Origin of the sequence: Azospirillum rugosum, assembly GCF_017876155.1 — a bacterium.
Classification (GTDB): domain Bacteria; phylum Pseudomonadota; class Alphaproteobacteria; order Azospirillales; family Azospirillaceae; genus Azospirillum; species Azospirillum rugosum.
This window is the reverse complement of sequence record NZ_JAGINP010000020.1, coordinates 116,035-141,421: the sequence shown is the minus strand read 5'-3', so window position 1 is coordinate 141,421 and position 25,387 is coordinate 116,035. Positions and strand designations below refer to the sequence as shown.

Genomic DNA, 25,387 nt, shown 5'->3' with positions numbered 1-25,387 from the left:
CCCCCACCCTAACCCTCCCCCATCTTCGACGGGGGAGGGAACTCCGCAGCATGACTCTCTAAGCTCCTCCCCCCGCGAAGTGGGGGGCGCAGAGCCGACGGCCGAAGGCCGGACGGGCGCCGAAGGCGACCGTAGGCGGAGCGCGGCCGCGAGACTTGCGAGCGGCCGTGACTGGGAGGGGGGCCCAACGCGAGGGCTTCTGCTTCTTGCCACCCTCCTCCTCGCCACCCCCGCCTTCGCCCAAACCGAGTCCCCCCAGCAGACCCTGAAGCGGGTCGAGCAGGAACTCCAGGCGGACAAGTCCCGCCAGAAGCAGCTCGACCAACAGTCGCAGAGCCTGCAAAAGGAACTCGACGACCTGCGCGCCCGACTGATCGGCCTCGCCGCGGAGGAACGCGCTCAGGAAAGCGACCTCGCCCAGCTGGAAGATACGCTGGCCAAGCTGGAGGCCGAGGAACGGGAGCGGTCCGCCGCCCTGGAGGGCGAGCGCCAGCAGATCGCCGGCCTTCTCGCGGCACTCCAGCGCCTCGCCCGCATTCCTCCGGAGGCCGCACTGGCCCGGCCGGAGGGGCCGGTGGACACGCTGCGCTCCGCCCTGCTGCTGCGCGACACCGTGCCGGCGCTGCGCGCCCGGGCCGACGCGCTGGCCGGCGCCCTGACGAAGCTGGCCGAGACGCGCGAGACGCTGGAAACGCAGCGCCGCCGCACCATGGCCGCCCGCACCGCCCTGGCAGACCGCCAGAACGACCTGTCAAAGCTGGTCGCCCGCCGCGAGGAGCTGTCGCGCCAGACCGAGGAGGAACGGGTCCAGGTCGCGCAGCACGCCACCCGGCTCGCCGGGCAGGCCACCGACCTGCGCCAGCTGATGGAGCGCATCGAGGCGGAACGCCGCGCCGCGGCCGAGGCTGCCGCCAAGCGCGAGGCCGAGCGGCTGGAAGCCGAACGGCGCGAGGCCGAACGCAAGCTCGCCGCCAAGAAGGAGGCGGAGCGCCGGCTGGCGGAGCAGCGCCTGGCGGAACAGAAGGCGGCCGAGCAGAAAGCCGCCGAGGAAAAAGCCGCCGAGCGGGCGCGGGCGGAGGCGGAGTTCGCCGCAGCCCAACGGGCGCCGGACGCGGAAACCGTGGTCGGCGGGCGCATGCCGGCGGTCGGCAAGGTCACCGTCCGCTACGGCGAATCCGACCGCTTCGGCTCGACCAGCCGGGGCATCACCATCCAGGCCCGGCCGGGCGGCACCGTTGTGGCGCCCCAGGCCGGAACGATCATGTTCGCCGGGCCGTTTCGCGGCTATGGGCAAATCTTGATCGTTGAACACAGCAATGGATATCATAGTCTGATTGCTGGATTTGGCCGCATCGACACGGCCGTCGGCAGGCGCGTGGCCACCGGGGAGCCCATTGGTTTGATGCCCGCCGACGGAAGCCCGGATCTCTACTTCGAACTGCGAAGACACGGTCAGCCGATCAACCCGCAACGCGGCTTCGGCACCCCGGAGGGGAAAGGACAAGGGTAGATGAGGATAGTCAAGCGAGCCGCCACAGCAGCCGCCCTGGTGTTTCTGGGCGCCGGCGTTGCCACCGTCACCGCGCAGGTCAGCAACAACAGCAACACGTCGGAGACCTACCGGCAGCTGAACCTGTTCGGCGACGTCTTCGAGCGCGTGCGCGCGGAGTATGTCGAGCAGGTCACCGACGAGCAGCTGATCGAATCCGCCATCAACGGCATGCTGACCTCGCTCGACCCGCATTCCAGCTACCTGAACCGGAAAAGCTTCCAGGACATGCAGGTGCAGACCCGCGGCGAGTTCGGCGGGCTGGGCATCGAGGTCACGATGGAGAACGGCCTGATCAAGGTCGTGTCCCCCATCGACGACACGCCCGCCTTCCGCGCCGGTCTGCAGCCGGGCGACATGATCGTCCAGCTGAACGGCGAGGCGGTCATGGGCCTGTCCCTGAACGAGGCGGTGGAGAAGATGCGCGGCCCCGTGGGCAGCGACATCAAGGTCACCGTCCGCCGCGGCGAGGCTGGCGAGCCGTTCGAGGTCACGCTGACCCGCGCCGTGATCAAGGTGCAGTCGGTCCGTTACCGCACCGAGGGCGACATCGGCTACATCCGCGTCACCAGCTTCAACGAGCAGACCCAACAGGGGCTGGAGCGGGCCATCACCTCCATCCAGCAGCAGCTGGGCGACAAGCTGAAGGGCTTCGTGCTCGACCTGCGCAACAACCCCGGCGGCCTGCTCGACCAGGCGGTGTCGGTGTCCGACACCTTCCTCGACAAAGGCGAGATCGTCTCAACCCGCGGCCGCAAGGCCGAGGAGGGCACGCGCTACAACGCCAAGCCGGGCGACATGATCAAGGGCATCCCGCTGATCGTGCTGGTCAACGGCGGCTCCGCCTCCGCGTCGGAGATCGTGGCGGGCGCGCTTCAGGACCACAAGCGGGCGCTGGTGCTGGGCACGCAGTCCTTCGGCAAGGGCTCGGTCCAGACCATCATCCCGCTGCCGGGCCACGGCGCCATGCGCCTGACCACCGCGCGCTACTACACGCCGTCGGGCCGCTCGATCCAGGCGCTGGGCATCACGCCGGACATCGAGGTGCACCCGGCGAAGGTGGAGGACACCGACCAGGGCGTCGCCCGCCGGCGCGAGAGCGACCTGCGCGGCGCGCTGCGCAACCCGGATGCCTCGTCTCCCGGCCAGCCGCCGAAGCCGGCAACCACCCAGCCGGCCCCGGGTCCGGGCGCCAGCAACGCCCCGGCACCGGGTGGTGCCCCGAAGCCCGGCGCCGCTCCCGGAAGCGCCGCGAACCCGCCGACCGCCGCGCCCGCCACGGGAGAAAACGGTGAACCGGCCGCCGCCGCGGGCCAGCCGCCCTTCGACTACCAGTTGGCGCGTGCGCTCGACCTGTTGCGGGGCGTCGCCCTGTTCCAGGCGCGCAACACGCATTGACGGAGCGGTAAAGCCGTGAACGCCGCCGCCTTGCTGGGCCGCCTGAAGGTCGATGTCCGGGGTCTCCGCCCCGGGCTCGGCCGGCTGTCGCGCGGCCGGCGCCCCCGGCAGGACGGCGGCGTTTCCGCTCCCAAGGCGCCGCGCGGGCCGATGTCTACCTCCACCAAGGCCCTGATCGGCGCCTTCGCGGCGCTGCTGCTGGCGCTGGGCGGTGTCGCGGGCTGGCTGGCGCTGAACGCCGAGGAAACCGTCCAGGCGTGGGAGGCTGGCATCCCCAAGATGCAGGCTCCGGTGAAGGTCGCGCCGGCCCCGGCCGCCCCGCGGCCTCCCGCCGTCGCGGCGGCGCCGGTTCCCTCCGCGCCGCCTGCGCCGCAGCCGCCACCGGCTGACCCGGCCGTCGCCGCGCCCGCAGCCCCGCCGGCCGCCGCTCCCCCGATGGCCCCCCCGATGGCTGATGGGCCGGTCACGCTCACACCGGCTCCGGTGCCTGGCCTGGTTGAGGATTCCCGCAACGGGCCGCTGCCGCGCATCGCGGAGGATGGGCGCAAGCCCTGGCAGGTCTACGCCCGCCCCTTCCCCGCGGCCGACAAGCGCCCGCGCATCGCCATCGTGCTGGCGGACATGGGCGTGTCGGGCGTCACCACCGGCAACGCCCTGCAAAAGCTTCCGCCGACCATCACGCTGGCCTTCGTCCCCTACGCCGAGCGGCTGGACAACTGGGTCGAGCGCGCACGCACCAAGGGCCACGAGGTCATGCTGTCCGTACCCATGGAGCCGCAGACCTACCCGCGCGACGATCCGGGCCCGAACGCCCTGCTGACGATGCTGGCGCCCGACCGGAACCTGGAGCGGCTGGAATGGTCGCTGGGCCGCGCAGTGGGCTATGTCGGCATCACCAGCACCACGGGCAGCAAGTTCACCGGCAACGGCGACGCCATGAAGCCGATCGTCGACGCGCTGAAGGCGCGCGGCCTGATGTTCCTGGACGCCCGCGCCAACCTGAAGAGCGTCGGCGGCGCTCTGGCCACCCAGGCCGGCGTGCCGCGGGCCTTCGCCGACCGTGTCATCGACCGCGACCTGTCGCGCGGCGCCATCGACGACCAGCTGAAGGAGCTGGAAGCGGTCGCCAAGGCCAACGGCAGCGCGGTGGGCATCGGCTCGCCCTACCCCAGTACCATCGAACGCATCAACCTGTGGCTGACCGGCCTCGCCGACCGCGGTTTCGCGATCGCGCCGGTGTCGGCGCTCGCCAATCTTCAGAAGCAATAGGCATGAGCAAGACCATCGACCGCAACTCCCTCCCCTACCGGCCCTGCGTGGGGGTGATGCTGCTGAACGACCGCGGGCAGGTCTTCGTCGCCAAGCGCTGCGACAGCAAGGACGCTTGGCAGATGCCGCAGGGCGGCATCGACGAGGGCGAGGGCGTGCACGAGGCGGCCCTGCGCGAACTGAAGGAGGAGATCGGCACCGACAAGGCCGAGATCCTGGGGGAGACGGCGGAGAAGCTGCGCTACGACCTGCCCGACCATCTGCTGGGCAAGGTGTGGAAGGGGCGCTGGCGCGGGCAGGAGCAGGTGTGGCTCGCCGCCCGCTTCACCGGCCGGGACGAGGACATCGACCTCGCCACCGAGCATCCGGAGTTCGACGCCTGGAGGTGGGTGGACGCCGACGCGCTGCCCACCCTGATCGTGCCCTTCAAGCGCCCGGTCTACGAGGCCGTGCTGGAGGAGTTCGAGGCGGTGATCGCGGGCTTGCGGGGCCGGTGAGCCCCGCTTCTCATCTCTTTACGCCGCCTTGGCGAGCCGCCGGGCGCGGCTTTCGACCAGCCACCAGGCGCCCCGCGACGCCAGGGTGCAGAAGCGCGTGTGCGGCTTCAGCCCGCAGGCCTTGAAGACCATGGCGACGGCACGGTCGATGTGCTTCGCCTTGTAGCGCCCGTAGGCCCGGCGCATGTAGGCTTGGTTGTAGGTCTTGTGGACGTAGTCCTCGCCTTCCGGCGCGTTGGCCGCGAAGTAGGCGTAGGCCAGCTCGTCATCCTCCGACTCGCCGATCCGCGACAGGGCGACCTTCAGCCGCTGGAACTTGTTCAGCTGCTCCAGCTCCAGGTACTTCTTGGTGTAGGTGTAGAAGATCTTGAAGTGGCGCAGCTCGTCGGCGGCGATGTTCTTGCAAATCAGCTTCAGCACCGGCTCGTCCGTGGAATCGCCGATGGCCGCGTAGTAGGAGCTGGTGCCCGTCTCGACCATGCAGCGGGCGATCATCTCGCCGGAGCGCGACCCGCGGACCGAAGCGTTCAGGTCGATCGGAACCTTGTAGCCGTCGCGGAAACGCTGCACGGCGCGGTCAAAGTTGAAGGTCGGGTCGACCAACTCCGCCCATTTGCCGAGCGCGCGGCCGTGCTGGACCTCCTCGACCGCCCAGCCCTTGGCGACGTCCTGGAATTCGGGATCGTCGTGGAAGACGTTGCAGAGATAGGCCGTGTAGTCATCGGCGTTGAACTCCACCAGGGCCGCCGCCTTGATCAGCGGAACCAGATCGGGATCGACCTTGGAATGATCAATCCGGTCCCAGGGAAGCTCTTCATAATTCCAATGCAACGCCACCATCCCACCCCGCTCCTGCCGGATCCCATGTCCCGGGCGCCGTTTTAAAATTTCTAGCCGGAAAAACAAAACGCCTCAACGGTCGGACCGGGAGGCGTCATTCCCTTGCGGGACGTATTTATGACGGTGATGCCGCGTTGCAACGTTGCCCTGTGCGGCGGCGCTTCGGAGGGTATGGCCCAGCCGGCGTCACCGCCGCCGGGCCGTAGCCCCGATCAGTACGCGGTCGCGCCGGCGGCGTCGAGCTTGGCGCGGGCGACGGCGAGCTTCGCCTCGACCCGGGCCTTCTCGTCGTCGGACTTGGCGTCCTCCAGGTCCTCGCCCAGGTCGCGGATGTCCTGCTCCACCTTGCCGCGGTCGATGTCGGCCACCGGAATGGCCTCTTCCGCCAGGACGGTGCAGCGGGTCTCCGTCACTTCGGCGAAGCCGCCGGCGACGAACACCCGGTCCACGACGCGGTCACCCTCGTAGACATCGATCACGCCCGGTCGGACGGTCGAGATCAGCGGCGAATGGCCGGCGAGAACGCCGAAATCACCTTCCGAACCCGGCACCACGACCATGTCGACGGGCTGCGAGGTCAGCAGCTTCTCCGGAGAGACCAGCTCGAATTCGACTTTATCGGCCATGGGTTTCCTGGTGCCTCTTCATAAGAACCCCCTCCCCCTTTTCAGAGGGAGAGGGTTAGCCTCGTTCCTGAGCCTGACGCTGCCTGGATTAGGCGGCTTCGGCGGCCAGCTTCTTCGCCTTGGCGATCGCCTCGTCGATGGTGCCGACCATGTAGAAGGCAGCCTCCGGCAGGTGGTCGTAGTCGCCGTTCACGATGCCCTTGAAGCCGCGGATCGTCTCCTCAAGCGGGACGAGCACGCCCGGGGTGCCGGTGAACACCTCGGCGACGTGGAACGGCTGGGACAGGAAGCGCTGGATCTTGCGGGCGCGGGCCACGACCAGCTTGTCCTCTTCCGACAGCTCGTCCATGCCCAGGATCGCGATGATGTCCTGCAGCGACTTGTAGGTCTGGAGGACGCGCTGCACCGAACGGGCGACGGTGTAGTGCTCCTCACCGACGACGCGCGGGTCCAGGATGCGGCTGGTCGAGTCCAGCGGGTCCACCGCCGGGAAGATCGCCATTTCGGCGATCGAACGCGACAGCACCGTGGTGGCGTCCAGGTGGGCGAAGGAGGTGGCCGGGGCCGGGTCGGTCAGGTCGTCGGCGGGCACGTAGATGGCCTGCACCGAGGTGATCGAGCCCTTCTTGGTGGAGGTGATGCGCTCCTGCAGGGCGCCCATGTCGGTGGCCAGCGTCGGCTGGTAGCCCACCGCCGAGGGGATGCGGCCGAGAAGCGCCGACACCTCGGAGCCCGCCTGCGTGAAGCGGAAGATGTTGTCCACGAAGAACAGCACGTCCTGGCCTTCCTCGTCGCGGAAGTACTCCGCGAGCGTCAGGCCGGACAGGGCGACGCGGGCGCGGGCGCCCGGCGGCTCGTTCATCTGGCCGTACACCAGGGCCACCTTGGAACCCGGGCCGTCCAGCTTGATGACGCCCGACTCGATCATCTCGTGGTAGAGGTCGTTGCCCTCACGGGTACGCTCGCCCACGCCGGCGAAGACCGACACGCCGCCGTGCGCCTTCGCGACGTTGTTGATCAGCTCCATGATGGTCACGGTCTTGCCCACGCCGGCGCCGCCGAACAGGCCGATCTTGCCGCCCTTGGCGTAGGGGGCCAGCAGGTCGATGACCTTGATGCCCGTGATCAGCACTTCGGCGTCCGTCGACTGCTCGACGAAGTCCGGGGCCGACCGGTGGATCGGCAGGGTGCGATCGGCGCCGAGGTCGCCGCGCTCGTCGATCGGCTCGCCGATCACGTTGATGATGCGGCCGAGGGTGGCCGGGCCGACCGGCACGGCGATCGGGGCGCCGGTGTCCGTCACCTCGGCGCCGCGGACCAGGCCGTCGGTGCTGTCCATGGCGATGGCGCGGACCGTGCTCTCGCCGAGGTGCTGCGCAACCTCCAGCACGAGGACCTTGCCGTCGTTCTGGGTGTGCAGCGCGTTCAGAATGGCCGGCAGCTCGCCGTCGAACTGGACGTCGACGACGGCGCCCGTGACCTGCGTGATCTTGCCGACGGCGTTGGTCGCCTGGGTGGTGGTGGCCATGGAGTAAAGCTCCCTCGGAACTCGATAATTGTCGGATGTGCCGTCGTATCGACCGCGAACGCTGCGCCCGTTAGACCGCTTCGGCGCCGGAGATGATCTCGATCAGCTCCTTGGTGATGTAGGCCTGGCGCGTGCGGTTGTAGGTGATCGTCAGCTTGTTGATCATGTCGCCGGCGTTGCGCGTGGCGTTGTCCATCGCGGTCATGCGGGCGCCCTGCTCGGACGCTGCGCTCTCCAGGAGGGCGCGGTAGACCTGGATGGACAGGTTGCGCGGCAGCAGCTCCGCCAGGATCTGCTCTTCGTCCGGCTCGAACTCGTAGATCGCCTTGGCGTCGGCCGACGCGGCCTCCTCCGCCTGCGCCTCGACGGCGAAGGGGACGAGCTGCTGGACCGTCACGATCTGCGAGATCGCCGACTTGAACTTGTTGTAGATCACCGAGCAGACGTCGAACTCGCCGGCGTCGAACAGCGACAGGACCTTCTGCGCGATGACGTCGGCGTCGGCGAAGGACAGCCGGCGGCGGCCGACATCCTCGTAGGTCTCGACGATCAGCGCGCCGAATTCGCGGCGCAGCTGGTCGCGGGCCTTGCGGCCCACGGTGAGCAGCTTCACCGTCTTGCCTTCCGACTGGAGGCGCTGGATCTGGCGGCGCGACTCACGGACGATGGAGCCGTTGAAGGCGCCGCACAGGCCGCGGTCGGAGCTGATGATGATCAGCAGGTGCACCTGGTCGGCGCCCGTGCCCGTCATCAGCTTCGGCCCGTTGCCCGAATCCTGCACGTTGGCCGCGAGAGAGGCCAGCATGCGGCCCATGCGCTCGGCGTAGGGACGGCCCGCTTCCGCCTGCTCCTGCGCGCGGCGCAGCTTGGAGGCGGCGACCATCTTCATCGCCGAGGTGATCTTGCGCGTCGACTGGACGCTGCTGATCCGGTTCTTTAGGTCCTTAAGGCTTGGCATGCCGGCCCTTCATTCCGCTCGGGGTCGTTCGGGTGGAAAGCGGGGGCACCGGAGCGCCCCCGCCGTCGATCAGACGAACACCTTGGAGAAGTTGTCGAGGAAAGCCTTCAGCTTCTCCTCGGTCGCGGGCGTGATCTGCTTCTCGTTGCGGATCGTCGCCAGGATGTCGGCACCCTTGGACCGGATTTCGCCGAGGAACTTCTGCTCGAAGCGGTTGACGTCCTCGACCTTGATCTTGTCGAGGTAGCCCTTCACGCCCGAGAAGATCGACACGACCTGCTCTTCGACCGGCAGCGGCTGGAACTGCGGCTGCTTCAGCAGCTCGGTCAGACGGGCGCCGCGGGCCAGCAGGCGCTGGGTGGCGGCGTCGAGGTCCGAGGCGAACTGCGCGAAGGCGGCCATCTCGCGGTACTGGGCCAGCTCCATCTTGATGGTGCCGGCGACCTGCTTCATCGCCTTGATCTGGGCGGCCGAGCCGACGCGCGACACCGACAGGCCGACGTTGATGGCGGGGCGGATGCCCTTATAGAACAGGCCCGTTTCCAAGAAGATCTGGCCGTCGGTGATCGAAATCACGTTCGTCGGGATGTAGGCCGACACGTCGCCGGCCTGCGTCTCGATGACCGGCAGTGCGGTCAGCGAGCCGTTGCCGTGCTTGTCGCCCATCTTGGCGGCGCGCTCGAGCAGGCGGGAGTGGAGGTAGAACACGTCGCCCGGGTAGGCTTCGCGGCCCGGCGGACGGCGGAGCAGCAGCGACATCTGGCGGTAGGCGACGGCCTGCTTGGACAGGTCATCGTACACGATCAGGGCGTGCATGCCGTTGTCGCGGAAATACTCGCCCATCGTGCAGCCGGTGTAGGGCGCCAGGAACTGCAGCGGGGCCGGCTCCGACGCGGTGGCCGCGACGACGATGGAGTATTCCAGGGCGCCGGCGTCTTCCAGGGTCTTGACGATCTGGGCAACGGTGGAGCGCTTCTGGCCGACGGCGACGTAGATGCAGTAGAGCTTCTTGCTCTCGTCGTCGCCCTGGTTGATCGGCTTCTGGTTCAGGAAGGTGTCGATGACGACGGCGGTCTTGCCGGTCTGGCGGTCACCGATGATCAGCTCGCGCTGGCCACGGCCGATCGGAACCAGGCTGTCGACGGCCTTCAGGCCGGTCTGCATCGGCTCGTGCACCGACTTGCGCGGGATGATGCCGGGGGCCTTCACCTCGACGCGGGTGCGGGTGACGTCCACCAGCGGGCCCTTGCCGTCAATCGGGTTGCCGAGGCCGTCCACGACGCGGCCCAGCAGGCCGCGGCCGACCGGCACGTCCACAATGGTGCCCGTGCGCTTGACGGTGTCGCCTTCCTTGATCTCGCTGTCGGAGCCGAAGATCACGATACCGACGTTGTCGGTCTCGAGGTTCAGCGCCATACCCTTGATGCCACCGGGGAACTCGACCATCTCGCCGGCGCGCACATTGTCCAGGCCGTGCACGCGGGCGACGCCGTCACCCACCGACAGCACCTGGCCGACCTCGGCGACGTCCGCCTCGGTCCCGAAATTCGCGATCTGCTGCTTGAGGATCGCAGAGATTTCTGCGGCGCGGATATCCATCAGACTGATCCCCCTGAGGCCTTCATGGCGAGTTGCAATTTGTTCAGCTTCGTGCGCACCGAGGTGTCGACCATGCGCGAGCCGAACTTAACGATCATGCCGCCGATCAGCGCGGGATCGACGGAGGTGTTGATCAACACCTTCGAGCCGATCGAGGCCTTGAGCGCGTCGGTGACCGCGGCGAGCTGGGCGTCGCTCAGCGGCTGCGCGGAGGTGACCTGCGCGGTCACTTCGCCACGGCGGCGGGCCAGTTCGGCCAGATAGCCGTCGATCATGCCCTCAAGCGCGAACAGGCGGCGGTTCTGCGCCACCAGCCCGACGAAGCGCTTGGTCAGATCGGACACTTCGGCGCGATCCAGAACCGCGGCCATGGCACGACCTTGGTCGGCGCGGCTGATCACGGGACTACGGACGAGGCGGCGAAGGTCGGCGCTCTCGGCCAGGATTTGCTTCAGCGCGGTCAGATCGCTCGCGACCTGATCCAACGCCTTGTTCTCATCCGCAAGCTCGAACAGCGCGATGGAGTAGCGCGTAGCGAGTTCGGAAACGCCTGTACCTTCGGATGCCACCTGATCCCTCGAATTGAGTTCGGTAGACGGTGAATTTTCAGGGCCTTAAGGGCGGGAAACCCGCATCGCGGCGCCCTGGACCGCGAAAGCGAGCGGTCCAATATCACAGGATTAGCCCCCGCGCAACGGGGTCTGGACAATTCGAGTGCGGCGTTTTGGGCACGTCCCGCGCGGGTTCCGTCCACGAGGACCGAAACCGGAAATGGGCATACCACTTCATTTCTGCAATGGTCTTACCGGTGCGTCGGAAAAGGCTGCCTGGAAGCCTCCCGAGTCCCCGGCGGGCTGTGACCTTAAATTCCGTTTAACATCCAGTTAACCATTCTTGCGCAGGTTTGAGGCATCGCGTTCACCCGCCGCTGCCCATTTCGGAGGCGCGCCTCGCCAGGGGTGCCTCCCGCATCGTTTGCCTGACAGGGAAAGACACAAGGCCTGCCAATGACCGTCGTCGCCTTCTCCTGCGCCCGTTTCACGCCCGCCGACCTTGTCGAGTTCGAGGCGGTCGCGGAACCGAAGCTGCGCCTTGGCCACTGGGCCGGGGTGATCCGCGAGACGGGCCGCGAGCATGACCGCCTCCTTGTGCTGCTCCCCGGGGTCGACCGCCCGGTCTTCCGTTTCGAGCGCGACGGCCGCGGCCGCTACAGCCTGTCCTTCAACGACCGGTCCGGCTGGTACGGCATCGGGTCCGGCGCCACCGCGTCCGAGTGCCTGTCGATCTGGCGTCCCCGCCCGCGCGCCCAACGCACCGTTTCCGTATTGTGAAAATCCGGACGCCCTGCCGGCGCCCTGAAAGCCCCACCCCGAGTCGCAAGACCCCTCAGCGGTACACGCCGACCGACAGAAGGTAGGGCGCGCCCTCCAGGTCGATTCGCCGGACATGCATCGTCTTGGGCGCAATCTGGCCCGACAGCGGGTCGGTCCATTTGTAGGACACGGCACCGGCGCCCTGTTCGGCGGCCAGGGCCAGCGCCTCGCGGATGAAGGACCGCCCGTCCACATCCTTCAGGTCCAGAACGCTGGCGCCGTTCAGCGCGGGGGTCCAGCCGTGCGCCACCATCGTGCCGTCGCGGTCGATCAGCGTGGGGTATAGGTCACGGTCGATGAAGGCGCCGTCCCGGCGCCCGAAGGCCTCCGGCGCCGCGGCGGCGCCGTTCTGGTGCAGAAACCCCGCGGCCTTGTCGAGCAGCGCCTTCGCCTCCGCCTCCGTGCCGCGGGTCCCCGCGGGCGCGCCGGCGGCCAGCGCGATCACGAGCAGCAGCAACAGGACGGGCAGCACCGTCAACAGCGTGTGGGCGCGGAAACGGCCGGACGCGAGAATCCCGGACAGGATCGACATGGCAAGGCTCGGCGAAAGAAACGGGCCCTACCCTGGTAATACCAAGATTTTCGATCCGCAACGCGCCAAACGTCACAGGTGCCCTGCGGACGCCGCAGGGACAATAGGTCGCAGCCCCCCTTCAAAACGCCGCCCGTGATTCCAAGGCGCGGCCTCTACAGGAAGCTGTAAGGGTCCACATCGACCTGCACGCGCACGCTGGGCGGAATCTCCACCTGCTCCAGCCAGCGGGCGATCAGCGGCTGCACCTGGGTGGAGCGCGGCGCCTTCAGCAGCAGCCGGCGTCGGTGGCGCCCCCGCAGCAATGCCAGCGGCGCCGGGGCCGGTCCCAAAATGTGCACGGTGTCGCTGCGCGGCGCGGCGCGGCCCAGCGCCATGGCGACCTTCTCCACCGCCGTGGCGTCCTCCCCCGACACGATCAGGGCGGCCAGCCGTCCGAAGGGCGGCATGCCGGCCTCCAGCCGCATCTCCGCCTCCAGCTGGTAGAAGCCGTCGCGGTCGCCGGCGGCCAGCGCCTGCATCACCGGGTGTTCCGGCATGTAGGTCTGCAGCATGACCCGGCCCGGCCGCTCGCCGCGCCCGGCGCGCCCGGCAACTTGGTGGAGCAGCTGGTAGGTCCGCTCACCGGCCCGCAGGTCGCCGCCGGCCAGCCCCAGGTCGGCGTCCACCACCCCCACCAGCGTCAGCATGGGGAAATGGTGGCCCTTCGCCATCACCTGCGTGCCGATCAGGATGTCCAGCTCGTGGTCGGCGATTCGCCGGACCATCTCCTGGATGGCGCGGGGGCCGAACAGCGTGTCGGAGGCCATGATGGCGGCGCGGGCGTCCGGGAACAGCTCCGCCACCTCCTCCGCGATCCGCTCCACGCCGGGGCCGCAGGCGGCCAGCGTGCCCTCCTCGCCGCAGTTCGGGCAGGTGGGGGTCAGCGGCTGGGAAAGGCCGCAGTGATGGCACTGGAGCTTGCGGGCCAGCCGATGCTCGACCAGCCAAGCGGTGCAGTTCGGGCATTGCAGCCGGTGCCCGCAGGCCCGGCAGAGCGTCAGCGGGGCGTAGCCGCGGCGGTTCAGGAACAGCATCACCTGCTCCTTGTCCGCCAGCGTCTCCTCGATGGCCTTTTTGAGCGTCGGCGCCAGCCAGTGGCGGGCCGGCGGCCGGTCCTTCCTCAGGTCGATCAGCTCGACGTCGGGCAGCACCGCCCCGCCGTGACGGCCCGGCAAATGGATGCGGGCGTAGCGGTGGCTGTCGGCGTTGACCTTGGTTTCCAGCGACGGAGTCGCCGAGACCAGCACGATGGGGATGCCGCCCAGGTGGGCCCGCGCCACGGCCATGTCGCGGGCGTGGTAGATGGCCCCTTCCTCCTGCTTGTAGGCGGAGTCGTGCTCCTCGTCGATGATGATGACGCCCAGGTTCTTGTAGGGCAGGAACAGGGCGGAGCGGGCGCCGACCACCACCGGCACCTCCCCGTTGGCCACGGCGCGCCAGGTGTCGCGGCGCTGCGCCCCGGTCAGCTCCGAATGCCATTCGGCGGGCGGCGCGCCGAAGCGCCGGGCGAACCGCTCCAGCCACTGCGCCGACAGGGCGATTTCCGGCAGCAGGACGAGCGCCTGCTTCCCCTGCTTCAGCGCGGCGGCAATCGCCTCGTAATAAACCTCCGTCTTGCCGGAACCGGTGACGCCGTCCAGCAGCACGGTGGAGTAGACGCCCGACTCCACGCGGGTGCGCAGGTCGTCGGCCGCGGCCTCCTGGTCGCCGGACAGGGTCGGCCCCTCGCGCGCCCAGTCCGGCCGGCCGAGCTTGGTCGGCTGGAGGAGCACGGGCTCCAGCAGCCCGGCCTCGGCCAGCCCGCGCACCACGGTGACGCCGCAGCCGGCCTCCTCCGCCAATTCGGCCGGAGTCCGCGGCGGGCCGTCATCGAGGAGCGTCAGCACCCGCCGGCGCGGGTCGGTCATCTTGAAGCCCGGCGGCGGCTCCGCGTCGGGCTTGCGCAGGTAGGCGAGCATCGGCTTGGGCGGCTCCAGCGCCGCCGGCACGCTGATCGCCATGCGCAGCACGTGGCCCGGCGGGGTCATGGTGTAGGCGGCCACCCACTCCACGAAGCGGCGCTCCACCTCCGGCATCGGCGGCACGTCGAAGCGGCGCACGACCGCCTTCAGCCGCGCGGACTCCACCACCCCGGCGCCGTCGCCCCACACGACACCCAGCACCCGGCGGGGCCCGAGCGGAACTTCCACATAGTCCCCAGGGTTGAGGGTCATCCCGGCGGGCACGCGGTAATCGTAGGCCTCGCGCAGCGGCAGCGGCAGGAGCACGCGGACGCGTGGCTCCGGCCCCAGCAGGTCGGCCTGCACCGGGCTCCCGGAACTGGCCCCGGAACTGGCGGAATTGGCGCGCATCGGCTAGAGTGCCCCCTGGCCGACGCCTCGGGCGTCATTTTCCGGGCGACGGGGCCCGGTCTTCCTCAGCAAGTATGGATTCCTGGTCATGAAGTTCTTCGTCGACACCGCCGACATCGCCGAGATCCGCGATCTGGCCGACACCGGTCTGCTGGACGGTGTTACCACCAACCCCTCCCTCGTCGCCAAGACCGGTCGCAGCTTCCTGGACCTCGTGGCCGAAATTTGTGACGTCGTGAACGGCCCGGTCAGCGCCGAGGTGGCCTCCACCGACTTCGAGACCATGCTGGCGGAAGGCAAGAAGCTTGCCAAGATCGCCGACAACGTCGCGGTGAAGGTGCCGCTGACCCAGGCCGGTCTGAAGGTCTGCAAGGCGCTGTCCTCCGAAGGGACCATGGTCAACGTCACGCTGTGCTTCTCGGCGGCGCAGGCGATCCTGGCCGCCAAGGCCGGCGCCAGCTTCGTGTCGCCCTTCGTCGGCCGCCTGGACGACATCGGGCAGGAGGGCATGGGCCTGATCTCCGACATCGTCGAGATTTACAGCAACTACGACTATTTCAAGACCGAGGTGCTGGTCGCCTCGATCCGCAACCCGATCCACATCGTCGACTCCGCCCGCCTGGGCGCCCACGTCGTCACCGCCCCGCCGGCGGTGCTGAAGCAGCTGTTCAACCACCCGCTGACCGACAAGGGCCTCGCCCAGTTCGTCGCGGACTGGCAGAAGACCGGGCAGTCGATTCTTTGATGGGCCGAGGCGACACGGGCAGGTGATCATGGGCCGAGAGCCGGGACACACCCAGCGACTGAAGGACGCACTGACCGCCGAGGACGTGTGCGCCTACCTGCGGGAACACCCCGACTTCCTGGTTCATCATGGGGATCTGGTCCACCACCTGACGCCGCCGTCGCAGGACCGCGGGCGCGGGGTGGTGGACCTGCAGGCCTACATGGTGGAACGCCTGCGCGGCGAGATCCGCCTGCTGAAGGACCAGCAGAGGGAGCTGATCGGCACCTCCCGCGCCAACATGAACAGCCAGAACCGCATCCACGCGGCCGTGCTGTTCCTGCTGGACGCGCAGAGCTTCGAGCAGCTGATCCAGACCATCACGACGGACCTCGCCGTGCTGCTGGACCTGGACGTCGCCTGCCTGATCGTCGAATCGAACGGCCACGACACCCCGCATGTCCAGACCTCGGGCGTGCGGGTGGTCGAGCCGGGGACGGTCGACCGCTGGCTCGGCCGCGCCGACGTGGCGCTGAACGCCGACATCCAGGGCGACCCGGAGATCTACGGCCCCGGCGCCGGGCTGGTGCGGTCGGAGGTCCTGATCCGTCTCCAGGTTTCCAGCGAGACGCCGGAGGGCATGCTCGCCTTCGGCAGCCGCGAGCCGGACACCTTCCACACCGGCCAGGGGACGGAGCTGGTCGGCTTCCTCGCCCGCGTGGTGGAGCGGGTGATCCGCGGCTGGCTCGAACTGCCGGCCTGAGCGTGACCCCCGCCACAATCGCGAATCCCGAATGACCGGAAAAAAGGAAGCCATCCTCGGCTTCTCCGCCCAGCCCGACGTGCAGGACGCGATGGGCCATTGGCGGCGCTGGTTGGAGAGCGAGCGCAACGTCTCCCCCCACACGCTGACCGCCTATGTCGGCGACCTGGCGACCTTCCTGGAGTTCATCACCGGCTACCACGCGCGGCCGCCGTCGATGAACGACCTGGGCTCCCTCGGCCCCGCGGACTTCCGCGCCTGGCTGTCGAAGCTGGCCAACGACGGGCTGATCGCGGCCAGCCGCGCGCGGGCGCTGGCCGCCGTGCGCAACTTCTTCCGCTGGCTGGACCGCAGCGGCCGTCTGCACAACCCGGCCATCGGCGGGCTCAGCACGCCCAAGGTCAAGCGCCCGATGCCGCGCCCGCTGACCGTGGTCGACGCCGACCGCCTGCTTGAGGAATCGGAGAAGGAGCCGGACGAGCCCTGGATCGGCAAGCGCGACCGCGCGCTGTTCACCCTGCTCTACGGCTGCGGCCTGCGCATCTCGGAGGCGCTGAACCTCCGGCGCAAGGACGCGCCGCTCGGCGAGACGCTGCGCGTGCAGGGCAAGGGCCGCAAGGAACGCATGGTGCCGGTCCTGCCGGCGGTGACGGAGGCGGTGCGCGCCTATATGGACGCCTGCCCCTACAAGCAGGGTCCCGACGCGCCGCTGTTCGTCGGCGTGCGCGGCGGCCAGCTCGCCCCCGCCATCGCCCAGCGCCAGATGCGGGATCTCCGCCGCATGATCGGCCTGCCGGAGACGGCCACGCCACACGCCCTGCGCCACAGCTTCGCCACCCACCTGCTGGCCGACGGCGGCGACCTGCGCGCGATCCAGGACCTGCTGGGCCACGCCTCCCTCTCCACCACCCAGCGCTACACGGACGTGGAGAGCGAGCAGCTGATGGAAATCTACCGCGCCGCCCATCCAAGGGCGAAGCAGACCCCGAAATAAAAGATCCCAAAAAAAAGAGACCACAGAGACACGGAGACACAGAGGGATTCAGCCTCTCTGTGTCTCCGTGTCTCTGTGGTTCTTCTTTCCAGTGTAGGTTGGGTGGAGGCGCAGCCGAAACCCAACACACGCGGCATGGCGTGCATTGTTGGGTTTCGCTTACGCTCCACCCAACCTACGCTGGACCGTCAGATGTGGATCGCGCGGCCTTCGACGGCGAGCGCGGCTTCCTTGGTGACTTCCGACAGGGTCGGGTGGGCGTGGCAGGTGCGGCCGATGTCTTCCGACGAAGCGCCGAATTCCATCGCCACGGCCAGCTCGGCCACCATCTCCGACACGTTCGGGCCGACCATGTGGACGCCCAGGACCTTGTCCGTGTGGGCGTCGGCCAGGATCTTCACGAAGCCGTCGGTGGCGGCCATGGCGCGGGCGCGGCCGTTGGCCAGGAAGGGGAACTTGCCGGCCTTGTACTGCACGCCGGCGGCCTTCAGCTCCTCCTCGGTCTTGCCGACCGCGGCCACTTCCGGCCAGGTGTAGACGACGCCGGGGACGAGGTCGTGGTTGACGTGGCCCGCCTGGCCGGCCAGCAGCTCGGCCAGCGCCACGCCCTCCTCCTCGGCCTTGTGGGCCAGCATCGGGCCTTCGACCACGTCGCCGATGGCGTAGATGCCCGGCACGTTGGTCTCGAAATGCTTGCCGATCTTCACGCGGCCGCGGTTGTCCATCTCCACGCCCACAGCGTCGAGGCCGAGGCCGTTGGTGTAGGCGCGGCGGCCGATGGCGACCAGCACGACGTCGGCCTCCACCTCCTCGGCCGTGCCGCCGGCGGCGGGCTCGACCGACAGGGTGACGCCGGTGTTGGTGACCTTGGCGGCGGTGACCTTGGCGCCGAGCTTGAAGGTCATGCCCTGCTTGGCCAGGATGCGCTGCATCTGCTTGGACACTTCGCCGTCCATGGTCGGCAGGATGCGGTCCAGGAACTCCACGACCGTGACCTGGGAGCCGAGGCGGCCCCAGACGGACCCCAGCTCCAGGCCGATCACGCCGCCGCCGATGACGACGAGGCGCTTCGGCACCTCCGGCAGCTCCAGCGCGCCGGTGGAGGAGACGATCTTCTGCTCGTCGATCTCGATGCCCGGCAGCGGGGTGACCTCGGAGCCGGTGGCGATCACGATGGCCTTGTTGGCCGTGATGGTGCCCACACCCTCGACCTCGACGGTGTTCGGGGCGGTGATGCGGCCCGCACCCTTCAGCCAGGCGATCTTGTTCTTCTTGAACAGGAACTCGATGCCCTGGGTGTTTTCCTTAACGACCTTGTCCTTGTGGGACAGCATGCCCGGCAGGTCCAGCTCGACGCCGCCGACCTTGATGCCGAACTTGGCCAGTCCGTGCTTGGCCTCCTCGAACTTCTCCGACGCGGAGAGCAGCGCCTTGGAGGGGATGCAGCCCACGTTCAGGCAGGTGCCGCCCAGCGCGGAGCGCTTCTCCACGCAGGCCACCTTGAAACCAAGCTGGGCCGCGCGGATCGCGCAGACATAACCGCCGGGACCGCCGCCGACAACGACGACGTCGAAAGTGCTTTCAGCCATTGGGGCTTTCCTTCCGCCATTCTTGTGTTCGCCAAAAGCCTTCCCGTCCAGCGGGGAGGGCCGCGCGCCGATATATGCCGCCGCTCACGCCAACTGGCAACGGGACAGTTCGTCCGAAGGGGGGATGCCGGGTTGTGGGATCCGCAGGGCGGGGGGCCTTGTCGCCCATCCCGAAGTGAGGGTATCGCGGGCGCGACGGCTCGCCCCAATGCACACGCACCCCCGCCTTCTCCGCTCCCCCGGCCGCCGAAACCGCTGCGCTACCATCGTCGGAACTCCAGCGGGGAGGATGATCATGGCGAAGAAGCACAAAAAGAAGCACGACAACCACAATGGCGACCACAACGGGGATCTCGCCCTGGCACCGTCGCCGTCAAAGCAGTCATCGAAGCTGTCGTGGAAGGATTACAGCGCGGAGCTTGCCAAGCTTCACGCCGACCTTGTGACGCTTCAGGAATGGGTGGTGCACAAGGGCCTGAAGGTCTGCATCGTCTTCGAAGGGCGCGACACCGCCGGCAAGGGCGGGACCATCAAGGCGATCACCGAGCGCGTCAGCCCGCGCGTCTTCCGCGTCGTCGCCCTGCCGACCCCGACGGAGCGCGAAAAGTCGCAGATGTACATCCAGCGCTACATCCCCCACTTCCCGGCGGCCGGCGAGGTCGTGATCTTCGACCGCAGCTGGTACAACCGCGCCGGAGTAGAGCGGGTCATGGGTTTCTGCACGGAAGAGCAGGCCAAGCGCTTCCTGGAGATGGTCCCGGCGGTCGAGCGGGCAATGGTCGAATCGGGGATCATCCTGCTGAAATACTGGCTGGAGGTCAGCCCCGACGAGCAGACCCGCCGGCTGGAGGCGCGGATCCACGACGGCCGGAAGACCTGGAAGCTGTCGCCGATGGATCTGAAGTCCTACAGCCGCTGGTTCGACTATTCCCGCGCCCGCGACGACATGTTCGCCGCCAGCGACACACCCTGGGCGCCCTGGTACGTCGCGCATTCCAACGACAAGCGCCGCGCCCGCCTGAACATCATCAGCCACCTGCTGGAGCACGTCCCGCACGAGAAGCTCCCCCGCGACCCGGTGAAGCTGCCCAAGCGCCAGGACCCCAACAGCTACTGCGAGCCCGACTACCCGTACAAGGTGATCCGCGAACGCCCCTGGCCCGCCGGGTAATCATCCCCTCGCCCGCCTCCGGCGGGAGAGGGAGGGACCCGCGCCCCGCGGGCGCGGGAGGGTGAGGGCAAGGTCTAACCCCGTACCAGCGCCACCCGGATCGTCTCGCCGACACCGTCCGGGTTCGCCAGAATGTCGTTGTTCCAGAAGCGAAGCACTCTCCAGCCGGCCGCTACAAGGAACTCCGCCCGCGCGTCATCGCGCAGGGAGCCATTGTGCTGCCCGCCGTCCGCCTCGACGGCCAAGTGCGCCTCGACGCAGGCGAAGTCCAGCACATAGGGCGGAACGGGATGCTGCCGGCGGAACTTCCACCCGTCGATCCGACGACCGCGCAGCAGACGCCACAACACCCGTTCCGCGTCCGTCAATTCGGTGCGCAAGGTACGGGCCTTGTCCAGTGTGGGTGCCGAAACGCGAGGCATTGGGGTGTTTCTCCGTCGTGAAACCTTGCCCTCACCCTCCCACCGCCTTGCGGTGGGCCCCTCCCTCTCCCTGCGGAGCAGGGAGAGGGGTTGTTTACCGCCTTACCCGAAGAACTCCATCAACGCCCGCGCCGTCTCCTCCGGCGCTTCCTCCGGGATGAAGTGGCCGGCGGGCATCTCCTGGCCTTGGATGCCCGGCGCGTAGGGGCGCCAGATGCCCAGCGGGTCGTCGTAGAGGCGGCCGACCGCGCTGTTGCGGCCCCAGAGGACCAGGGACGGGCAGGTCACCACCCGGCCGGCGGCGCGGTCCGCGCGGTCGTGGACCTGGTCGATGCTGGCGGCGGCTCGGTAGTCTTCGCACATGGCGTGGACGGTGGCGGGGTCGCGGAAGGCGGTCAGGTAGTTGGCGAAGGCCTCCTCGCCGAAGACGTCCGCCGTGCTGCCGATGGAGCCCAGCACCCGGCGCAGGTAGAATTCGGGGTCGAGCCCGATCAGGTGTTCCGGCAGGCCGCCGGGTTGGATCAGGAAGAACCAGTGGTAATAGGCGGTCGCCATGCGCTGGTCGATGCGGGCGAAGACCTCCAGCGTCGGGGCGATGTCCAGGAAGGCCACGCGCTCCACCCGGTCCGGGTGGTCCAGCACCAGCCGGTGCGCCACCCGCGCCCCTCGGTCGTGGCCGGCCAACAGGAAGCGCTCGTACCCCAGCGCGGCCATCACCTCCACCTGATCGAGGGCATTGGCGCGTTTGGAGTAGGTCTCATGCGCCGGATCGCCCGGCGGCTTGGCGGATAAGCCGTAGCCCCGCAGGTCGGGCAGCACCAGCGTGAAGCGTTCAGCCAGCGCCGGGGCCACGCGGTGCCACATCGCGTGGGACTGCGGAAACCCATGAAGCATAAGCAGTGCAGGCCCTTGGCCGCCGACCAGCGCGTGGACCTCCGCGCCGCTGGTGGCGATCCGGCGTTCGGTGAAGCCATCGAACATGCGCGTCCCTCCCCTCATCCTTTTGAGTGGCGGCCCTGTCCGGACACGCCGCGGCGGCTTGGAAACACTTGGCCCTGTTCGCGCGTTTTTCCGGCGATTGCTCGTCACCACAAGCGGGAGATTGACATGCGTAACCTGAAGAAGCTCGTGCTTTTCGCCATGCTCGCCGGCGCCCTGGGCACCTCGCTCGCCGCCTGCAACACCGTTTCCGGCATGGGTGAAGACGTGCAGGCCGGCGGCCGCGCCATGGAGCGTTCGTCGGACAACGTCCAGAAGAAGATGTAAAGGCCCAGAAGACGCAAAGACGGGACCCGTCAGGCGACCCCGCCCGGCGCTCCGCGACCCCGGATCTTTTTTGGGGAGGGAGCTGCCGGGCGGGAGAAGCCCTGTCAGCGCTGCATGCGCTTGATGGTGTTGGTCGTGCTCTGGCCCTCCACGAGGTCGGCCAGCACGACCTTTCCGCCGTAGCTCATCACGAATTCGGCGCCCACCACCGTGGCGACGGTGTAGTCGGCCCCCTTCACCAGCACGTCGGGGCGCAGCGCCCGGATCAGGGCCTCCGGCGTGTCCTCCGCGAACACCACCACTTGGTCCACGCAGGCCAGCGAGGCGAGCACCGTCGCCCGCGCGCCCTCGTTCTGGATCGGCCGGGACTCGCCCTTCAGGCGCTTGACCGACGCGTCACTGTTCAGCCCGACCACCAGCACGTCGCAGGCCGCCTTGGCCTGGTTCAGCAGGGAGATGTGGCCGGGGTGCAGCAGGTCGAAGCAGCCGTTGGTGAAGCCCACACGCTTGCCGCGGGCGCGGCAGCGTTCCGCCCATTCCACGACCTGGGTGAGCGAGCCGACCTTCTGTTCGCCGCTGCGCCATTCCTGCTCGTGCAGGGCGGACAGCAGCTCCGGCGCGCGGACGACCGCGGTGCCGACCTTCCCCACCACGATGCCGGCGGCGAGGTTCGCCAGCCGCGCCGCCTCCACCAGATCGACGCCCACCGACAGGGCGGCCGTCAGCGTCGCCACCACCGTGTCGCCGGCGCCCGACACGTCGAAGACCTCGCGCGCCCGGGCCGGCAGGTGCGTCGCCGTGTCGCGGGTCACCACCGACATGCCGCGCTCGCTGCGCGTGGCGACCACGGCGTCGATGCCGCAGGTCTCGATCAGCTGCCGACAGGCCGTCTCCACCTCCGCGTCCGTGTCGGCCGGCAGGCCGGTGGCCTGCATCAGCTCCTTCCGGTTCGGCGTCACGACGCTGGCGCCGCGGTAGCGGCCGAAGTCGTCGCCCTTCGGGTCGACCACCACCGGCACCCCGGCCTCCCGCGCGGCGGCGATCAGCCGGGCGACCAGCCCGTCGGTCAGCACGCCCTTGCCGTAGTCCGACAGGATCACCGCGCCCACCGTCAGCAGGCCGGTGCGGGCGGCGACCATCACCTCATCTTCCGAGTCGATGGCCGCGATGGTTTCCGCGTCGGCGCGCAGAAGCTGCTGGCGCCCGCCGATGAAGCGGGTCTTCACCGTGGTCTGGCGGCCGGGCTCCGCGACCAGGCCGCCGCCGTCGCCCGTCGCCCGGGCGATCAGGCGGACCAGCTCCAGCCCCGCCGCGTCCTCGCCCACCACCGAGACGAAGCGGCAGGCCGCGCCCAGCGCCACGGCGTTGGCGGCCACGTTGCCGGCGCCGCCGAGCATGGCCGTCTCGCGCTCGATCCGCAGGACCGGGATCGGCGCTTCCGGGGAGACGCGGTCGACCGCCCCGTAGACGAAGCGGTCGAGCATGACGTCGCCGACGCACAGCACGCTGGCGCGGGACAGGGAGTCGATGTGACGGGCAAGGTCGCTCATGCCCGTCCTACTACCAACCTTGCGCCGATCGCGCCAGAGATACGGGGAGGTCGATCCGCCGGGATCACGGATCGGTGAACGTCGGGTCACAACCTGTGAATGGCTGTTGCCGGGCGCCGGTGCTAGGTCATGAGGAACGGCGGAGGACGGAAGGCATGGCCGCGACGGACGACGGCTTCGCAAACGGCGGGAACGAACCGCGCCAGGGTCGGCGAACGCCATGGCGCTGGCTGCCGCCCGCCCTGCTGCTGGCCGGGTTGGGCGTCGCCCTGGCGCTGGGGCTGCACCGGCACCTGACGCTCGACGCGCTGGCCGCCCACCGGGAGACGCTGGCCCGCTTCGTCGCGGAGGACGGGACGCTGGCCGCCGCCGCCTATGTGGGCGTCTACGCGCTGGCCGTGGCCTTTTCCGTGCCGGGGGCGACCGTGCTGACGTTGGCCGGCGGTTTCCTGTTCGGGACGCTGGCGGCGACCGCCTGCGCCGTGGCCGGCGCGACGCTCGGCGCCATCGCGGTGTTCCTGGCCGCGCGGTCCGCGCTGGGCGGGCTGCTGCGCGCCAAGGCCGGCCCGTGGGTGGAACGGCTGGAGGGCGGGTTCCGCGCCAACGCCTTCAGCTACACGCTGTTCCTGCGGCTGGTGCCGCTGTTCCCCTTCTGGTTGGTGAACCTCGTGCCGGCGGTGCTGGGCGTGCCGCTGGGCACCTACGCGCTCGCCACGCTGGTCGGCATCGTGCCGGGGGCGCTGGTCTACGCGTCGGTCGGCAACGGGCTGGGCGCGGTGCTGGACGCCGGCGGGAAGCCTGACCTGGGGTTGATCTTCGCGCCGGAGATCCTGCTGCCGCTGCTCGGGCTGGGGGCGCTGGCCCTGCTGCCGGTGCTGGCGAAGCGGTGGCGCCGGTGAGCGCGATCAACTGCGACCTGTGCGTGATCGGCGCCGGGTCAGGCGGGCTGTCGGTCGCCGCCGGAGCGGCCCAGATGGGCGCCGACACCGTGCTGATCGAGCGCGGCGCCATGGGCGGCGACTGCCTGAACAGCGGCTGCGTGCCGTCAAAGTCCCTGCTGGCCGCCGCCAAGGCCGCCGAGTCCCTGCGCCGGGCCGGCCGCTTCGGCGTGAACGGCCATGAGCCTTCCATCGACTTCGCCCAGGTGCACGGGCACGTCCGCGGCGTCATCGACTCCATCGCCCCGCACGACAGCCAGGAGCGGTTCGAGGGGCTGGGCGTGCGGGTGATCCGGGCCGCGGCGCGCTTCACCGGACCGGACGCCGTGGAGGCCGGCGGGATCACCGTGCGGGCGCGGCGCTTCGTGCTGGCGACGGGATCCCGCCCCGCCGTGCCGCCCCTCCCCGGGCTCGACGCCCTGCCATTCCTGACCAACGAGACGCTGTTCGAGCGGACCGCCGCGCCGGAGCATCTGCTGGTGCTCGGCGGCGGCCCCATCGGGGTGGAGATGGCCCAGGCGCACCGGCGGCTCGGCGCCCGGGTGACGATGCTCGTCCGCTCCCGCCTGCTGCCGAAGGACGACCCGGAACTGGTCGAGGTCCTGCGCCGGCGGCTGTCGGCGGAGGGCGTCGCGATCCTGGAGGGCGCCGCCGCCGCGCAGGCTGAGCGGGCCGGCAACGGCGTGGCGGTGCTGCTGGAGGATGGGCGGCGGATCGAGGGCTCCGACCTTCTCGTCGCGACGGGCCGCGCACCGAACCTGGAGGATCTGGGGCTGGACGCCGCGGGGATCGCGGTGACCAAGAAGGGCGTGAAGGTGGACGCCCGGCTGCGCACCACCAACCGGCACGTCTTCGCGGTCGGCGACGTCACCGGCGGGCCGGCTTTCACCCATGTGGCGGGCCAGCACGCCTCGGTCGTCATCAAGAACGCGCTGTTCCGGCTGCCCGCCAAGGTGGACTACGCCGCCTTGCCCTGGGTCACCTACGCGGAGCCGGAGCTGGCCCAGGTCGGCCTGACCGAGGCGGCGGCGCGGGAGCGGCACGGCGACGGCGTCCGCGCCCTGACCGCTCCCTTCGCCGGCAACGACCGCGCCCGGACCGAGGCGGAGACCGAGGGGCTGGTGAAGCTGGTCGTCACCAAGCGCGGGCGGCTTCTGGGCGCCGGCATCGCCGGTCCCCACGCGGGGGAGCAGATCGCCCTGTGGTGCCTGGCCGTCGCGAAGCGGATGGGCGTGGGCGACGTGGCGAACCTGACCCTGCCCTACCCCACGCTCGCGGAGGCCGGCAAGCGCGCGGCCGGAAGCTTCTACACGCCGACCCTGTTCGGGCCGCGCACGCGGGGGCTGGTGCGGTTTCTCGGGTGGTTCGGATAACACCGGTTCGGCCGGCTGGGCAGCCGCCGCGTCCT

At 69.4% G+C, this 25,387-nt stretch carries 24 protein-coding genes; 12 read left to right on the top strand and 12 right to left on the bottom strand.

The window, feature by feature from the left end:
- The first annotated feature begins 79 nt into the window (after window positions 1-79).
- The 4 genes from J2851_RS24905 to J2851_RS24890 are packed head-to-tail and all read left to right on the top strand — an operon-like array spanning window position 80 to window position 4,713.
- The gene (locus tag J2851_RS24905) at window positions 80-1,510 is read left to right on the top strand and encodes a murein hydrolase activator EnvC family protein (protein ID WP_307420274.1); all 1,431 of its coding nucleotides are present in this window, start codon (window positions 80-82) and stop codon (window positions 1,508-1,510) included.
- Window positions 1,511-2,947: a S41 family peptidase gene (locus tag J2851_RS24900; protein ID WP_209769643.1), complete on the top strand. Its 1,437-nt coding sequence runs from the start codon at window positions 1,511-1,513 to the stop codon at window positions 2,945-2,947. It abuts the gene before it with no gap.
- Window positions 2,948-2,962: 15 nt separating this feature from the next.
- Complete coding sequence (locus tag J2851_RS24895; protein ID WP_209769642.1) at window positions 2,963-4,216, top strand: divergent polysaccharide deacetylase family protein; 1,254 nt, start codon at window positions 2,963-2,965, stop codon at window positions 4,214-4,216.
- Window positions 4,217-4,218: 2 nt separating this feature from the next.
- Complete coding sequence (locus tag J2851_RS24890; RefSeq protein ID WP_209769640.1) at window positions 4,219-4,713, top strand: RNA pyrophosphohydrolase; 495 nt, start codon at window positions 4,219-4,221, stop codon at window positions 4,711-4,713.
- An 18-nt stretch (window positions 4,714-4,731) separates the two neighbouring features.
- Here J2851_RS24890 and J2851_RS24885 read toward each other — a convergent pair whose 3' ends face one another.
- The 6 genes from J2851_RS24885 to J2851_RS24860 all read right to left on the bottom strand — a co-directional run bounded on the left by J2851_RS24885 (window position 4,732) and on the right by J2851_RS24860 (window position 10,833).
- Entirely contained in the window at window positions 4,732-5,553 is an 822-nt protein-coding gene (locus tag J2851_RS24885; protein WP_209769639.1) for an acyl-ACP desaturase, read from the bottom strand.
- Window positions 5,554-5,765: 212 nt separating this feature from the next.
- Window positions 5,766-6,179, bottom strand: coding sequence for a F0F1 ATP synthase subunit epsilon (locus J2851_RS24880; protein WP_209769638.1), 414 nt, complete (start codon window positions 6,177-6,179; stop codon window positions 5,766-5,768).
- Window positions 6,180-6,267: 88 nt separating this feature from the next.
- A complete protein-coding gene (atpD, locus tag J2851_RS24875; protein WP_209769637.1) occupies window positions 6,268-7,707 on the bottom strand; it encodes a F0F1 ATP synthase subunit beta in 1,440 nt (479 codons plus the stop codon).
- 70 nt (window positions 7,708-7,777) lie between these two features.
- Window positions 7,778-8,665, bottom strand: a complete 888-nt coding sequence (locus J2851_RS24870; protein WP_209769636.1) for a F0F1 ATP synthase subunit gamma — start codon at window positions 8,663-8,665, stop codon at window positions 7,778-7,780.
- Between the two features lie 69 nt (window positions 8,666-8,734).
- Entirely contained in the window at window positions 8,735-10,264 is a 1,530-nt protein-coding gene (gene atpA / locus J2851_RS24865) for a F0F1 ATP synthase subunit alpha (protein WP_209769635.1), read from the bottom strand.
- Window positions 10,264-10,833: a F0F1 ATP synthase subunit delta gene (locus J2851_RS24860; protein WP_209769634.1), complete on the bottom strand. Its 570-nt coding sequence runs from the start codon at window positions 10,831-10,833 to the stop codon at window positions 10,264-10,266. Before J2851_RS24860 ends, atpA begins: the two co-directional genes overlap by 1 nt.
- A 438-nt stretch (window positions 10,834-11,271) precedes the next feature.
- Between J2851_RS24860 and J2851_RS24855 the strand changes: the two genes are divergently transcribed.
- A complete protein-coding gene (locus J2851_RS24855) occupies window positions 11,272-11,595 on the top strand; it encodes a hypothetical protein (RefSeq protein ID WP_209769633.1) in 324 nt (107 codons plus the stop codon).
- 55 nt (window positions 11,596-11,650) lie between these two features.
- On the opposite strand, the gene J2851_RS24850 is transcribed toward J2851_RS24855, so the two are convergent.
- Window positions 11,651-12,169 carry a cache domain-containing protein gene (locus J2851_RS24850; protein WP_246500910.1) on the bottom strand — a complete coding sequence of 173 codons (519 nt, stop codon included), beginning with the start codon at window positions 12,167-12,169 and terminating at the stop codon, window positions 11,651-11,653.
- Window positions 12,170-12,324: 155 nt separating this feature from the next.
- On the bottom strand, window positions 12,325-14,562 hold the full coding sequence (locus tag J2851_RS24845; protein ID WP_211114429.1) for a primosomal protein N': 2,238 nt from the start codon (window positions 14,560-14,562) through the stop codon (window positions 12,325-12,327).
- 88 nt (window positions 14,563-14,650) lie between these two features.
- On the opposite strand from J2851_RS24845, the gene fsa reads away from it, so the two are divergent.
- The 3 genes from fsa to J2851_RS24830 are packed head-to-tail and all read left to right on the top strand — an operon-like array spanning window position 14,651 to window position 17,043.
- Window positions 14,651-15,307: a fructose-6-phosphate aldolase gene (gene fsa, locus J2851_RS24840; protein ID WP_209769631.1), complete on the top strand. Its 657-nt coding sequence runs from the start codon at window positions 14,651-14,653 to the stop codon at window positions 15,305-15,307.
- Between the two features lie 28 nt (window positions 15,308-15,335).
- Window positions 15,336-16,049, top strand: coding sequence for a DUF484 family protein (locus J2851_RS24835; protein WP_209769629.1), 714 nt, complete (start codon window positions 15,336-15,338; stop codon window positions 16,047-16,049).
- Window positions 16,050-16,080: 31 nt separating this feature from the next.
- Window positions 16,081-17,043, top strand: coding sequence for a tyrosine recombinase XerC (locus J2851_RS24830; protein WP_209769628.1), 963 nt, complete (start codon window positions 16,081-16,083; stop codon window positions 17,041-17,043).
- 188 nt (window positions 17,044-17,231) lie between these two features.
- Here J2851_RS24830 and lpdA read toward each other — a convergent pair whose 3' ends face one another.
- On the bottom strand, window positions 17,232-18,632 hold the full coding sequence (gene lpdA, locus J2851_RS24825) for a dihydrolipoyl dehydrogenase (RefSeq protein ID WP_209769627.1): 1,401 nt from the start codon (window positions 18,630-18,632) through the stop codon (window positions 17,232-17,234).
- A 295-nt stretch (window positions 18,633-18,927) separates the two neighbouring features.
- On the opposite strand from lpdA, the gene ppk2 reads away from it, so the two are divergent.
- The gene (ppk2, locus tag J2851_RS24820; protein WP_209769626.1) at window positions 18,928-19,803 is read left to right on the top strand and encodes a polyphosphate kinase 2; all 876 of its coding nucleotides are present in this window, start codon (window positions 18,928-18,930) and stop codon (window positions 19,801-19,803) included.
- A gap of 74 nt (window positions 19,804-19,877) precedes the next feature.
- Here ppk2 and J2851_RS24815 read toward each other — a convergent pair whose 3' ends face one another.
- Together J2851_RS24815 and J2851_RS24810 are read right to left on the bottom strand one after the other, a co-directional pair.
- Entirely contained in the window at window positions 19,878-20,183 is a 306-nt protein-coding gene (locus tag J2851_RS24815; protein ID WP_246500909.1) for an endonuclease domain-containing protein, read from the bottom strand.
- A gap of 144 nt (window positions 20,184-20,327) precedes the next feature.
- Window positions 20,328-21,206 carry an alpha/beta fold hydrolase gene (locus J2851_RS24810; protein ID WP_209769624.1) on the bottom strand — a complete coding sequence of 293 codons (879 nt, stop codon included), beginning with the start codon at window positions 21,204-21,206 and terminating at the stop codon, window positions 20,328-20,330.
- Between the two features lie 126 nt (window positions 21,207-21,332).
- Between J2851_RS24810 and J2851_RS24805 the strand changes: the two genes are divergently transcribed.
- Entirely contained in the window at window positions 21,333-21,491 is a 159-nt protein-coding gene (locus J2851_RS24805; protein WP_209769623.1) for an entericidin A/B family lipoprotein, read from the top strand.
- Window positions 21,492-21,595: 104 nt separating this feature from the next.
- On the opposite strand, the gene rfaE1 is transcribed toward J2851_RS24805, so the two are convergent.
- Window positions 21,596-23,041: a D-glycero-beta-D-manno-heptose-7-phosphate kinase gene (gene rfaE1 / locus J2851_RS24800; protein ID WP_209769622.1), complete on the bottom strand. Its 1,446-nt coding sequence runs from the start codon at window positions 23,039-23,041 to the stop codon at window positions 21,596-21,598.
- 155 nt (window positions 23,042-23,196) lie between these two features.
- On the opposite strand from rfaE1, the gene J2851_RS24795 reads away from it, so the two are divergent.
- Together J2851_RS24795 and J2851_RS24790 are read left to right on the top strand one after the other, a co-directional pair.
- Window positions 23,197-23,940, top strand: a complete 744-nt coding sequence (locus J2851_RS24795) for a TVP38/TMEM64 family protein (protein ID WP_209769621.1) — start codon at window positions 23,197-23,199, stop codon at window positions 23,938-23,940.
- The gene (locus J2851_RS24790; RefSeq protein WP_307420271.1) at window positions 23,937-25,352 is read left to right on the top strand and encodes a dihydrolipoyl dehydrogenase family protein; all 1,416 of its coding nucleotides are present in this window, start codon (window positions 23,937-23,939) and stop codon (window positions 25,350-25,352) included. Before J2851_RS24795 ends, J2851_RS24790 begins: the two co-directional genes overlap by 4 nt.
- The last annotated feature ends 35 nt before the right edge of the window (window positions 25,353-25,387 follow it).